The sequence below is a fragment of the Streptomyces djakartensis genome, from assembly GCF_014651075.1.
Classification (GTDB): Bacteria; Actinomycetota; Actinomycetes; order Streptomycetales; family Streptomycetaceae; genus Streptomyces; species Streptomyces djakartensis.
The window spans coordinates 252,177-265,048 of record NZ_BMWE01000007.1; the positions used below are offsets into that span (position 1 = coordinate 252,177).

The window sequence follows — 12,872 nt, forward strand, 5'->3', positions numbered from 1 at the left end:
CCCGCCCGGCTTGAGGTTGGGGCGGCGTCGGATGCGGCGCCTCTCAGATCCGTACGGCCGTCCCGGTCACGCCGATGCCCGTGTCCGGCTCCGCCGGTACCGTCACCGTGATCGTGCTCGGGCGGCCCATGTCCACTCCCTGGTGGACCGTCAGGGTGGCCGGGACCCGCACGAGGCCCAGTTCCCTCAGGTATCCGCCGAACGCGGCCGCCGCCGCCCCCGTGGCCGGGTCCTCGACCACACCGCCGGGCGGGAACGGGTTGCGGGCGTGGAAGACGGTGGGTGACTCGCGCCAGACCAGGTCGACCGTGGTCCAGTCCCTGCGGGCCATGAGCGCGGTGAGCGCCGGCATGTCGTAGTCCAGGCGGGCCAGCCGGTCCCGGCTCGCGGCGGCGATGACCGGGTGCCACGCTCCGGCGAAGGCCGCCCGGGGCGGCAGCGCCGGGTCCAGGTCCGCCGCGGACCAGCCCAGGATCGCCAGCAGCTCGGCCAGGTCGGCCTCCTCGACCGGGGCCGTACGCGGTGCGACGCTCACCAGGGTCGCCACCAGGGCGCCGTCCGCCGACCGGTCGGTGGTGACGGTGACCGGGCCCGCCGGCGTACGCAGCAGCAGGCGCCCGGTGCCGTGCCGCTCCGCGTGGGCCACGGCCGTCGCGATCGTCGCGTGGCCGCAGAACGGCACCTCGGCGAGCGGGCTGAAGTAGCGCACGTCCAGCCGGCCGTCGCCGGACCGCACCGCGAACGCCGTCTCGGAGTAGCCGACCGAGGCCGCCGTCGCCAGCATCGCCGCCTCGTCGGCACCGGCGGCGTCCAGCACCACACCCGCGGGGTTTCCGCCCGCCGGGTCCGTGCTGAACGCGACGTAGCGCAGGATCTCCATCGGAGGAACATACAGCGCCCCCGCGGCGTCATGACCAGGGAACGAGCGAGTGTGCGATTGTGACGCCGGGCACTTTCCCGCGTGGCCTGTTCCCAGATGGGCATGAGCAGCCTGAGCGAGTACCCCGGAAATCTCACCATGCGATATCTCGGAATTGGTTTTCGGACGCTCGCTAGACTGAGCCGACCGCAGTACGAAGGCGTATGAGCGGATAGAGACGGATTGAGCGAGGAGCGCACGTGGGCCTTGTCGTGCAGAAGTACGGAGGCTCCTCCGTAGCCGATGCCGAGGGCATCAAGCGCGTCGCCAAGCGGATCGTGGAAGCGAAGCAGAACGGCAACCAGGTGGTCGCCGTCGTTTCCGCGATGGGCGACACGACGGACGAGCTGATCGATCTCGCCGAGCAGGTTTCCCCGATGCCTGCCGGACGCGAGCTCGACATGCTGCTGACCGCCGGAGAGCGGATCTCCATGGCACTGCTGGCCATGGCGATCAAAAAGCTGGGCCACGAGGCCCAGTCGTTCACCGGCAGCCAGGCAGGTGTCATCACCGACTCGGTCCACAACAAGGCCCGGATCATCGACGTCACGCCGGGCCGGATCAAGACCTCGGTGGACGAGGGCAACATCGCGATCGTGGCGGGTTTCCAGGGCGTCAGCCAGGACACCAAGGACATCACCACCCTCGGCCGAGGCGGCTCCGACACCACCGCGGTGGCCCTCGCCGCCGCGCTCGACGCGGACGTCTGCGAGATCTACACCGACGTCGACGGCGTGTTCACCGCCGACCCGCGCGTGGTGAAGAAGGCCCGGAAGATCGACTGGATCTCCTTCGAGGACATGCTCGAACTGGCGGCGTCCGGGTCGAAGGTGCTGCTCCACCGCTGCGTGGAGTACGCCCGCCGGTACAACATCCCGATCCACGTCCGGTCCAGCTTCAGCGGACTTCAGGGCACCTGGGTCAGCAGCGAGCCGATCAAGCAAGGGGACAAGCAGGTGGAGCAGGCTCTCATCTCCGGTGTCGCGCACGACACCTCCGAGGCCAAGGTCACTGTCGTCGGTGTGCCGGACAAGCCGGGCGAGGCGGCCTCGATCTTCCGCGCGATCGCCAACGCCGAGATCAACATCGACATGGTCGTGCAGAACGTGTCCGCCGCCTCCACGGGCCTGACGGACATCTCCTTCACGCTGCCGAAGACCGAGGGCCGCAAGGCCATCGACGCGCTGGAGAAGAGCAAGGCGGCCATCGGCTTCGACTCACTGCGCTACGACGACCAGATCGGCAAGATCTCCCTGGTCGGCGCGGGTATGAAGACCAACCCGGGCGTCACGGCCGACTTCTTCACCGCCCTGTCCGACGCGGGCGTGAACATCGAGCTGATCTCGACCTCCGAGATCCGCATCTCGGTCGTCACGCGCGCCGACGACGTCCCCGAGGCCGTCCGCGCCGTGCACTCCGCGTTCGGGCTCGACTCCGACAGCGACGAGGCCGTCGTCTACGGAGGCACCGGCCGCTGATGGCCGACCTCCGACGGGGCGGCCGGACCGGCCGGTCGGACCGGCCCACGCTCGCCGTGGTGGGAGCGACCGGAGCCGTCGGCACGGTCATGCTCCAGATCCTGTCCCAGCGGGCGGACGTCTGGGGCGAGATCCGGCTGATCGCCTCCCCGCGCTCGGCCGGCCGCAAGCTGGCCGTGCGCGGCGAGGAGACCGAGGTCGTGGCGCTCACCGAGGAGGCCTTCGACGGGGTCGACGTCGCCATGTTCGACGTCCCCGACGAGGTCGCCGAGCGGTGGGCGCCCATCGCGGCCGCCAAGGGCGCGGTGGTGGTCGACAACTCCGGCGCGTTCCGGATGGACCCGGACGTGCCGCTCGTCGTGCCCGAGGTCAACCCGCACGCCGTGCGGATGCGGCCCCGCGGGATCATCGCCAACCCGAGCTGCACGACGCTCTGCATGATCGTGGCGCTCGGAGCCCTGCACGCCGAGTTCGGGCTGCGCGAGCTGGTCGTCTCCTCGTACCAGGCGGTCAGCGGCGCCGGCCGCGAGGGCGTGACCACGCTGCGGCAGCAGCTGTCCCTGGTCGCCGGCACGGAGCTGGGGACCAGCCCCGGTGACGTACGGCGGGCCGTGGGCGACAGCACCGGGCCGTTCCCGGAGCCCGTCGCGCTGAACGTCGTGCCGTGGACCGGAACGGCGTGCGAGGACGGCTGGTCCTCCGAGGAGCTGAAGATCCGGGACGAGACCCGCAAGATCCTCGGGCTGCCCGGCCTGCCGGTGGCCGTCACCTGCGTCCGGGTGCCCGTGATCACCACGCACTCGGTGACCGCGCACGCCCGTTTCGAGGGCGAGGTCACCGTCGAGGCGGCCCGTGAGATCCTCGCCACCGCGCCCGGGGTCGTGCTCTTCGACAACCCCGCCGCCGGGGAGTTCCCGACCCCGGCCGACGTGGTCGGCACCGACCCGACCTGGGTCGGGCGGGTGCGCCGCGCGCTGGACGACCCCACGGCCCTGGAACTCTTCGTGTGCGGGGACAACCTGCGCAAGGGCTCCGCGCTCAACACCGCACAGATCGCCGAAGTGGTGGCTTCCGAACTCTCGTGACGTCGTGAACCCTCGTGCAGCCGCAGCGCCGATAAGTCCCGACACGGTGTCGTAGGCGGTTTGTAAGATCTGTGTAGGACATGTGAGCCGATCGATGGCCTGACCACTTGTCCCAGGCGCTTCGGCAGCAAAGAATTGCCTCCCCGCCCTCCGCAACCATGCGGAGGGCGGGGAGCGTCTTTGCGGTCGCCCTTCGGCCGTGGGAGCGCTTCATCAGGCGTGGGGACGCCTGGAACCGGGCGTGGGGACGTCCGTTCACATTTGGATATAAGGGAAGAGCGGGACGCATGAGGGCCTTTGATGCACCATCGGTTGTGCTGCCTGACGCGGGTAGACCGGCGACGGCGACCTTCGGCGTGAAAGTGACGCCCGGCACGTACAACCCTGACGGGGGTAGGCGTGTCCAACAGGCGTGGCAGAGGTACTCGACTTCAGCGCGGCACGCGGCACGGTCCTGCGACCGCCCCGTCCGGCGGCTTTCCGACCCCGCGTGTCCGGTGCGCCCGGTGGCATGCCGGTGATCGCGCCCGTGCCCGCGGCGCGGCCGGCCCGCATACCGAACCAGCGTGACGGCGCCGAGGACGGCGTCGCGGCCGGTACCACCGTCGACCACCTCACCGAGACCTACCGCGTTCACTACCGCTCGCTGCTGGGTCTCGCCGCCCTCCTCCTCGACGACACGGCCTCCTGCGAGGACGTCGTCCAGGAGGCCTTCATCCGTGTCCACTCGGCCCGCAAGCGGGTCCGGGACCCCGAGAAGACCCTGGCGTACCTGCGCCAGACGGTCGTCAACCTCTCGCGCTCCGCGCTGCGCCGCCGCATCCTCGGCCTGAAGCTGCTGTCGAAGCCCATGCCCGACATGGCCAGCGCCGAGGAAGGGGCCTACGACCAGCTGGAACGCGACTCCCTCATCAAGGCGATGAAGGGCCTGCAGCGCCGCCAGCGCGAGGTGCTGGTGCTGCGCTACTTCGCGGACATGACCGAGGCGCAGGTCGCCGAGACGCTCGGCATATCGCTGGGCTCGGTCAAGGCCTACGGCTCCCGCGGCATCGCGGCGCTCCGGCTGGCCATGGAGGCGCCGGCATGAGCGTCGGCGGCGGCGCGGGCCGCGACGGACCCGACCGGCGCGAGCCCGTCGAGGGGCACGCGCCGAAGACACTGCACGCGCACCATCCGAAGCAATCGCACGCTGGGAACGGAACTGTGAACCACGGCCCAGACGACCAGGGCCCCACGGGGCTCGACTCGGACGAGCTGGACCTGCGCACGATGCTGCAGCAGGCGGTACAGGACGTGGAGCCGCGCGACGGCACCCTCGAGTACCTGCGGAAGGCGGTGCCCCAGCGGCGGGCACGCAAGCGGCAGGCCGTCGTCGGCATGGCCGCCGCCGCGTTGTTCATCGGCACCGCCGTCCCCGCTCTCGTACACGTCTCCAACGCCACCGGCCCCGACGCCAACCCGTCGGTCGCCGGCCACGCCTCGCAGACCCAGGGCTCCGTGGGCGAGGGCAAGGGCCCCGACGGTGGTGAGAGCACCTCGGGCGGCACCGCCGGCAAGCCGGAGGACAGCAAGAAGAGCGACAAGAAGGAGAAGGAGAAGGGCAGGAGCACGGGCGGCGCCGCCACCGGCACGTCCCAGGGCGCGGGCCCCTCCGCCAGCACGGCCACCGGCGACCAGGCGTGCACCGCGGCCCAGCTCGGCCCCGCCGCGGCGAGCAGCGCCGCGCCCGACTCCACCGGCGCGGTCTACGGCTCCTTCCGCGTCACCAACGTCTCCGGGGCGAGCTGCACGGTCAGCGCCCCCGGCTCGGTGACCGCGTCGCCGCAGGGCGCGGCCGACCCCACCAGGATCGGCACGGCCCGGCACGCCGCGGGGGACGCCGCGGCCGGCCTGCCCGACCCGTCCCTGGAGGTGGCCCAGCTGGTGCTCCAGCCCGGCGCCGCCTACGACGTGAAGTTCGCCTGGGTCCCCTCCGAGACCTGCCCCCCGGCCGGCGGCGGCAGCGTCGGCGGCACCGAACCCAGCCCCACCCCCACGCCCTCCGAGAACAGCACGGACACCGGCGGCACCACCACCACCGGCGGCGACACGGGCGCGGCCCCGCAGCTGGTCCGGGAGGACGGCACGGTCGACGGGAGCGTGGCGGTGACGTACACCCCGGCGACCGGCTCGGGCGCGGGCTCCGTGACCGTGCCCAACGCGTGCGCGGGGACGGTGTACTGGACGGGTGTACTGGCAGGCGCGTAGACGGCAGCGGGGCGCGGTCAGAGGGCCGGCGCCCGCTGCTCTTCCTCCTGCGGGACCAGGCCCAGTGCCGCGTCCCGCGCGAACTCCACCTCGCGGCGCAGCAACCGGAACCACATGAAGATCACGAAGCCGACGAAGGCGAACCACTCGGCGGTGTAACCGAGGTTCTGGAACGCCTTCAGGTCCAGCCCCGTGTCCGGCGGGGCGCTCGCGGGCACGGCCTTCATGCCCGAGTCGCCCTTGCCGAGCGTGACCCACGCGTCGTACACGTCGTACGGCACCAGGTTGACCAGCGACGCCGCGCTGATCGCCGCGGTCTGCCCGGACGGCAGGCCGCCCTGTGCGCTGACGCCGTTGTCACCCGGGGTCTCGGACGCCTGGAGCGCACCGGTGACGGTCACCTCACCGCCGGGCGGGGCGGGCGCCCGGTCCGCTTCGGCGGCCCCCGGCAGCCAGCCGCGTACCACCGGCAGAGCCTCGCCCGATCCGGTGCGCAGCAGCGTCAGGACGTAGAAGCCCCGCTTGCCGTCGAGTTCCCGGCCGGGCACCAGCAGCTGCTTGCCGTAGCGGCCGGTCGCGGTGACCTGCTTGCCCGACGTGGCCTTCGTCACCGGCAGGAGCTCGGCCAGCGGCCGGGGCGCCTCGTCACGGGCCGCGGAGACCTGCTCGGTCGCGGTGCGGTGGTCCTGCACACGGTCCTCGAACCGGCCCAGCTGCCAGGACCCCATGAAGATGCAGAAGGGGATGGACAACAGTACGAAGACGTTGATCCCCCACCATCGGGGCGTCAGCAGAAACCGGTACACACCCATACGGTACGGGGCCACCGGGCGGCCCCGGCCACGGGGTGGACCCGCCCGGCGGCCCGGGCGCCGTTTCAGTACGCGCTTTCAGCCCCTTCCGGCCCACTGGAAAGGGGGGACCGGTGGAGGTTGTCCACAGGCTGGGGACCTCGCCAGCGCAATGTCGGCCAGGGCGTGCAGACTGGGGCCATGACTGAGAGCAACGGGTCCGACGCACGGGATCTGCGGGACCAGGACGAGCGAGTGGTACAGGCGGGGCAGCAGGAGCGGATGCCGGACTGGGAGAAGCGCTTCCGGGCGCCCCGGGTCTCCCTGCCCGACTGGGCGGAGGACGCGCCCGACCGCTCCCTGTTCGTGTCGAACGCGACGGGGACGTACGAGCTGTACGCCTGGGACCGGTCGACGGGCGAGCAGCGCCAGGTGACCGACCGGCCGAACGGCACGACCGACGGCGTGCTGTCGCCGGACGGCGCCTGGATCTGGTGGTTCGACGACAAGGACGGCGACGAGTTCGGCGTCTGGCGCCGCCAGCCCTTCACGGGCGGCGCGGACGAACTCGCCGCCGAGGGGCTGAACGCCTCCTACCCGGCCGGCCTCGCCCTCGGCCGCGACGGCCGCACGGCGGTGGTGGGCCGCTCGACGGACGAGGACGGCACCACGATCCACCTCGTCCGCACCGGCGAGTCCCCGGTGGAGATCTACCGCCACCGCGAGTCGGCCGGCGTCGGCGACCTCTCCCACGACGGCTCGCTCATCGCCATCGAGCACACCGAGCACGGCGACGCGATGCACTCGGCCCTGCGCGTCCTGCGCCCCGACGGCACGCCGGTCGCCGACCTCGACGACACCGAGGGCGGCACGCGCGAGCTGGGACTCGAGGTGCTCGGCTTCGCCCCGGTCGACGGCGACACCCGCCTCCTCATCGGCCACCAGCGCCGGGGCCGCTGGGAGCCCCTCGTCTGGGACGTCGCCACCGGCGAGGAGTCGGACCTGGCGCTGGAGCTTCCCGGTGACGTCAGCGCCGAGTGGTACCCGGACGGCACCGGTCTGCTCATCGCCCACAGCTTCGAGGCCCGCAGCGAGCTGTTCCGCTACGACCTGGCGAGCCGTGCCCTGGTGGAGATCCCGACCCCGCCCGGCACGGTCTCCGGGGCGACGGCCCGGCCCGACGGCAGCGTGGAGTACCTGTGGTCCTCGGCGGCCGAGCCGTCGGCGGTGCGCTCCACGGCGGGCGGTGTCGTGCTCGACCCGCCCGGCCTGAAGTCACCCGGCTCGGTGCCGGTGGAGGACGTGTGGGTGGAGGGCCCCGGGGGCCGCATCCACGCACTCGTCCAGAAGCCCGCGGGCGCCACCGGCCCGCTCCCCACCGTGTTCGACATCCACGGCGGCCCGACCTGGCACGACAGCGACTCCTTCGCGGCCGGTCCGGCGGCCTGGGTCGACCACGGATACGCGGTGGTCCGCGTGAACTACCGCGGCTCGACGGGCTACGGCCGCGCCTGGACGGACGCCTTGAAACACCGCGTCGGCCTCATCGAACTGGAGGACATCGCCGCGGTCCGCGAATGGGCCGTCACCTCCGGCCTCGCCGACCCCGACCGCCTGGTCCTCACGGGCGGTTCCTGGGGCGGCTACCTGACCCTCCTCGGTCTCGGCGTCCAGCCCGACGCGTGGACGCTCGGCATCGCGGCGGTTCCGGTCGCCGACTACGTCACGGCGTATCACGACGAGATGGAAGCGCTGAAGGCGATGGACCGCACGCTGCTCGGCGGCACGCCCGAGGAGGTGCCCGACCGCTTCGAGGCGTCGTCCCCCATCACGTACGTCGACCAGGTCAAGGCCCCGGTGTACATCTCGGCCGGCATCAACGATCCCCGCTGCCCCATCCGGCAGATCGAGAACTACGTCAAACGCCTCGAGGCGAGGGGAGCGGTTCACGAGGTGTACCGCTACGACGCCGGGCACGGGTCACTGGTCGTGGACGAGCGGATCAAGCAGGTGCGGCTGGAACTGGAGTTCGCGGAGCGGCACCTCAGGGGGCGGGGGAGCGCCCAGTAGCTCGGGGGCCGGGGGTGGCGTGGCGGCTGCGGGCGCGTCGTGCCCGACCGCGCCGTTCCCCGCGCCCCCATCGGCGCTACGCGCCCACTGCCGCGGGCAGCCGTGCCGACGTCACCCGCGGGCGGTCGTGCCGCGTCATCCGCGGGCAGTCGTGCCGCTGGGGCGATGGGGGTCCCCCTGCTCGAGCGAAGCCGAGAGCTTGGGGGAGGGTGGGCGCGGGCTGCACCCCGTAGCGCCGGGTTGCGCGAACGCCCCGGCCTCAGCACCGACGCCGGGTGCCTGACCACGCCGCGGTACGACACCCACCGGCGTCACGCCCCCGCCCGCTCCCGCCCCCTCCGCCCCAGCAACTCCGCAAGCCCCCGCCGAGTCGCCGCCAGCACCACCCGGTCCCCAGCCCCCAGCACATACGTAGGAGGCAGATCCCACACCAGCCCCGCCGCCGCGCCGTCCTCCTCCGCGCTCTCCCCGTCCCCCCGCCGCCCCCCGGAGGGCGCCGTGTTGAGCGCCAGCACCCGCCACGCCCCGGCCCGGAAGGCCTCGCCCACCGTCCGTCCCTCCAACTGCGGATGCCCGGCCACATCCACCTCCGCGAACAGCAGCACCCGCCGCTCCACCGGTATCGCCCCGAGGATCTGCCGCCCCATCATCGCCCCGGCGAACGCCGGCGCGGCCAGGTGGGACACGCTCCGGCTCCGGGTCAGCGCGAACGGGTGCGCGGCCCGCAGCGTCCGGTACACGGCCGTAGCGAAGTCGTCGTCGTACAGCCGCAGCACCACCCGCAGATCGGGCCGTACGGACCTGGCGTACAGCGACGCCTCCAGGTTCGTGGTGTCCGCACTGGTCAGCGCCAGCAGCGCGTGCGCGCGATGGATCTTCGCGGCCTCCAGCACGCCTTCCTGCGTGACGTCCCCGATCACCACCGGCACCCGCAGCCGCCGGGCCGTGGCGATCCCCCGCGCCTCCGGATCGGCCTCCACGCACACCACGGGAGTGTTCAGTTCCCGCAACCGCGTCAGCACCCGCGTCCCGATCTTGCCGAGCCCGAGCAGCACCACGTGCCCGCCCAGCCCCCGGGGCGGCTTCCGCAGCGCCGACGCGCTGCGGAAGGTGCCCAGCGCCTCCAGCACCGCGGCCAGCAGCACCGGCAGCAACAGCAACCCGACCAGCCCGGACAGCAGTTGCAGCACCTGCTCACCCGTCGACTCGTGGAACGCGGGATCGTTGATGCCGAACAGATCGAGCAGTGTCACGTACGTCGCGTACAGCGGATGCTCGCCGGTCACGATCGTCAACGCGACGGCGAGCGCGAGCACACACCCCACCAGCCCCGCCAGCGACCATCGCAGCCGGCGCGAGAACAGCGAGGCGAACGGCGGCACACCGCCCCGCCCCGCGGGCTGGGACGGCCCGGAGTACGACACCTGCTCCAGGACCACCGTCCCGCGCCCGGTCGCCGCCGCCACCGCCGCCTCGTCCGGCAGCAGTCGCGGTCCGTGCTCCCCGCTGCCCTCGGAACCGTCCGCGCCCGCCGGGTCGTTGCTCGTCGCGGACAGCAGCGCCAGGGTGCAGAGCCCGGGGTCGGCCACCTCACCCGGCCGCGGCGGCTGCCGCTCCACGGCCCGCAGGACGAGCCCCTCGGTCTGCACGATCTTGCTGGTGCCGACCAGAGCCGTCGCGGCCAGCGCGGGCGCGGCCGTGTCGGCGTCGGACAGCACGGTCGTCGACGCGTCGAGACCCGAGCCGGGCCCGTCCCCGGCGGCCAACGCCGCCGTCTGGTCGAGCAGCTCCTCGATGTGCTGCCCCAACCGCCGGTTGTACAGCCGCAGTACGAGCCGCAGGCGGGGGTTGAGCCGACGGGCCGTGAGGGCGGCGCGGATGTTGGCCTCGTCGTCGTCGTACACGAGCGCCAGCGCCGCGGCCCGGTGGGCGCCCACGTCGGTGAGCACGGCCTCGGTGACCTCGGCGGCCTCCACCAGCTGCTCGGTCGAGACCGGTTCGGCACCGCCCGCCGCACCGGCCGCGCCCGCCCGGTTGACGGCCGCGCTGACCCGGTCGAGCAGGGCCGCCGAGGCGGCACGGGCCCTCCCCACCACCGGCTGCCGCACCCGGCGCCCCGAGGGCGGCACGACGAGCGTGACCTGTTCGCCGTAGACGCCACGCAGTTCGGCGGCCAGCCGGTGCGCGAGCCCGTCGTCACCGCACACGATCATGTGCGTGGCCGGACTCCCTGGCTGACCTTGGTTCGGAACGCTCCCCACGAGGGAGAAGACTGCCTCACCGGGACGGCCGGTGCCAGAAGGGAACCGCGGCGGCTGAACGCCCGGCGGTGCCAGGCCGTATGGAAGGGGAGGCAATACCCGTGCGCACGACCGGAGGTACCGGGCCCGTGGCCACCACGAAACCCGCCCCGCGGGAAACCGGCGAGACCCCCGGGGAGGAGACCCCCGGGAACGAGACCCCCAGGAATGAGACTCCTGGGAACGAGACCCCCGGGAACACGAAGCCCGCACCGGGCAACGGATTGGGCGCCGGACCGGGCGGCGGACCGGGCGCCGGTCCGGAAGACGGACCGGAAGACGGACCGGAAGACGGCCGGCACCTCAACCCTCCCCTCCTGCTCACCCTCCTGCTGCTCACCGCCGTGATGCTCCAGGACCCGGTCCGTGCCGCCCTGTCCGCACCGGTGATGCAGAGCTGGACTACGGTGTTCGTCGCGGTGATGGTCCAGGCGCTGCCGTTCCTGGTGCTCGGTGTGCTGCTGTCGGCGGCGATCGCGGTGTTCGTACCGCCGTCCTTCTTCGCCAGGGCCCTGCCGAAACGCCCGGCCCTGGCGGTCCCCGTCGCGGGCGCGGCCGGCGCGGTCCTGCCGGGCTGCGAGTGCGCCTCGGTGCCGGTCGCCGGAGCCCTGGTCCGCCGAGGGGTCACCCCCGCCGCGGCCCTGGCCTTCCTGCTCTCCGCACCGGCCATCAACCCGATCGTGCTGACGGCGACAGCCGTGGCCTTCCCCGGCGAGCCCACGATGGTCCTGGCCCGCTTCGTGGCGAGCCTGCTGGTGGCCTGCGCGATGGGCTGGCTCTGGCACCGCCTCGGCCGCATGGACTGGCTGCGGCCCCCGGCCGGCACGTCGTACGAAGGCCAGAGCAGGGCAGCCGCGTTCTGGGGCTCGGTGCGGCACGACGTCATGCACGCGGGCGGATTCCTGGTGGTCGGCGCGATGGCCGCGGCGACGCTGAAGGCGGTGGTACCGGCCGAGTGGCTGCGGGCGGCGGCCGGGAACCCGGTCCTCTCGGTACTGGCCCTCGCGGCGCTCGCCGTCCTGCTGTCGATCTGCTCGGAGGCGGACGCGTTCGTCGCCGCGTCCCTCACCCAGTTCTCCCTGACGGCCCGCCTCACGTTCCTCGTCGTCGGCCCGATGATCGACCTGAAGCTCTTCGCGATGCAGGCGGGCACCTTCGGCCGCGCCTTCGCCCTGCGCTTCGCCCCCGCCACCTTCGCCCTGGCCGTCGTCGTGTCGGCCCTGACCGGAACGGTCCTGCTGTGAACCGCGTGGCCCAGTCGGCCCTCCTGTTCCTGCTCGGCGCGACCCTCCTGCACGCCGGCACCACCGACCTCTACCTGCGCTACGTCAAGGCCGGCCTGCGCCCCCTGGTCCTGCTCGCGGGGGTCGTCCTGATCGCGACGGCCGCGGCGACGCTCTGGTACGACCACCGCCGACCAGGCCCACCACAACCGGAACACCACCACAACGAGCCCCGCATCTCCTGGCTCCTGGCCCTCCCCGTCCTCGCCCTGATCCTGGTCGCCCCGCCGGCCCTCGGCTCCTACAGCGCGTCCCACACGGGCACGGCCCTGACCAAACCCTTCGGCTTCCCCGACCTCCCCGACTCACCCGACGGCCCCCTCCGCCTCGGCGTGGCCGACTACGCCGGACGCGCCGTCTACGACGACGGCCGCTCCCTCCGCGACCGCGAGCTGCAGATCACCGGCTTCGTCACCCTGGACCGCTCCGGCGCCCCCTACCTGGTCCGTATGGGCCTCAACTGCTGCGCGGCCGACGCCCAGCCGGTCAAGATCGCCCTGACCGGCAGCCTCCCCCCGGTCCTCGCCCCGGACACCTGGCTGGAGATCACCGGCCGTTACACGCCCCGCCGCACCAAGGACCCGGTCAACGACGGCCCGATCCCGTACCTCGAGGTCACCAGGGCCAAGCCGGTTCCCGCGCCGCACGACCCGTACGACGAGACGTGGAACGCGTGAAGTCCGGCGTGACACAGCCCTT

10 protein-coding genes are annotated in these 12,872 nt (G+C 72.8%); 7 read left to right on the forward strand and 3 right to left on the reverse strand.

Going from position 1 to position 12,872, the window contains the following annotated elements; genetic code table 11:
- Window positions 1–43: 43 nt before the first annotated feature.
- Entirely contained in the window at window positions 44–880 is an 837-nt protein-coding gene (locus IE212_RS14505; protein ID WP_190198220.1) for a PhzF family phenazine biosynthesis protein, read from the reverse strand.
- A gap of 239 nt (window positions 881–1,119) precedes the next feature.
- Here IE212_RS14505 and IE212_RS14510 point away from each other — a divergent pair, with 239 nt between their 5' ends.
- From IE212_RS14510 to IE212_RS14525, 4 genes are all read left to right on the forward strand, one after another.
- On the forward strand, window positions 1,120–2,397 hold the full coding sequence (locus IE212_RS14510) for an aspartate kinase (protein WP_190198221.1): 1,278 nt from the start codon (window positions 1,120–1,122) through the stop codon (window positions 2,395–2,397).
- A complete protein-coding gene (locus tag IE212_RS14515; RefSeq protein WP_190198222.1) occupies window positions 2,397–3,482 on the forward strand; it encodes an aspartate-semialdehyde dehydrogenase in 1,086 nt (361 codons plus the stop codon). Before IE212_RS14510 ends, IE212_RS14515 begins: the two co-directional genes overlap by 1 nt.
- Before the next feature lie 511 nt (window positions 3,483–3,993).
- Complete coding sequence (locus IE212_RS14520; protein ID WP_190198338.1) at window positions 3,994–4,569, forward strand: SigE family RNA polymerase sigma factor; 576 nt, start codon at window positions 3,994–3,996, stop codon at window positions 4,567–4,569.
- A 116-nt stretch (window positions 4,570–4,685) separates the two neighbouring features.
- On the forward strand, window positions 4,686–5,729 hold the full coding sequence (locus IE212_RS14525; protein WP_190198223.1) for a hypothetical protein: 1,044 nt from the start codon (window positions 4,686–4,688) through the stop codon (window positions 5,727–5,729).
- A 17-nt stretch (window positions 5,730–5,746) separates the two neighbouring features.
- Here the strand turns inward: IE212_RS14525 and IE212_RS14530 are convergent, their stop codons facing one another.
- A complete protein-coding gene (locus IE212_RS14530; RefSeq protein ID WP_190198224.1) occupies window positions 5,747–6,535 on the reverse strand; it encodes an SURF1 family protein in 789 nt (262 codons plus the stop codon).
- Between the two features lie 186 nt (window positions 6,536–6,721).
- Between IE212_RS14530 and IE212_RS14535 the strand changes: the two genes are divergently transcribed.
- Window positions 6,722–8,590 carry a S9 family peptidase gene (locus IE212_RS14535; RefSeq protein WP_190198225.1) on the forward strand — a complete coding sequence of 623 codons (1,869 nt, stop codon included), beginning with the start codon at window positions 6,722–6,724 and terminating at the stop codon, window positions 8,588–8,590.
- Window positions 8,591–8,901: 311 nt separating this feature from the next.
- Here IE212_RS14535 and IE212_RS14540 read toward each other — a convergent pair whose 3' ends face one another.
- A complete protein-coding gene (locus IE212_RS14540; RefSeq protein ID WP_190198226.1) occupies window positions 8,902–10,803 on the reverse strand; it encodes a potassium channel family protein in 1,902 nt (633 codons plus the stop codon).
- A 176-nt stretch (window positions 10,804–10,979) separates the two neighbouring features.
- Here IE212_RS14540 and IE212_RS14545 point away from each other — a divergent pair, with 176 nt between their 5' ends.
- Together IE212_RS14545 and IE212_RS14550 are read left to right on the forward strand one after the other, a co-directional pair.
- Window positions 10,980–12,134 carry a permease gene (locus tag IE212_RS14545; protein ID WP_190198227.1) on the forward strand — a complete coding sequence of 385 codons (1,155 nt, stop codon included), beginning with the start codon at window positions 10,980–10,982 and terminating at the stop codon, window positions 12,132–12,134.
- Window positions 12,131–12,850 carry a TIGR03943 family putative permease subunit gene (locus tag IE212_RS14550; protein ID WP_190198228.1) on the forward strand — a complete coding sequence of 240 codons (720 nt, stop codon included), beginning with the start codon at window positions 12,131–12,133 and terminating at the stop codon, window positions 12,848–12,850. Before IE212_RS14545 ends, IE212_RS14550 begins: the two co-directional genes overlap by 4 nt.
- The last annotated feature ends 22 nt before the right edge of the window (window positions 12,851–12,872 follow it).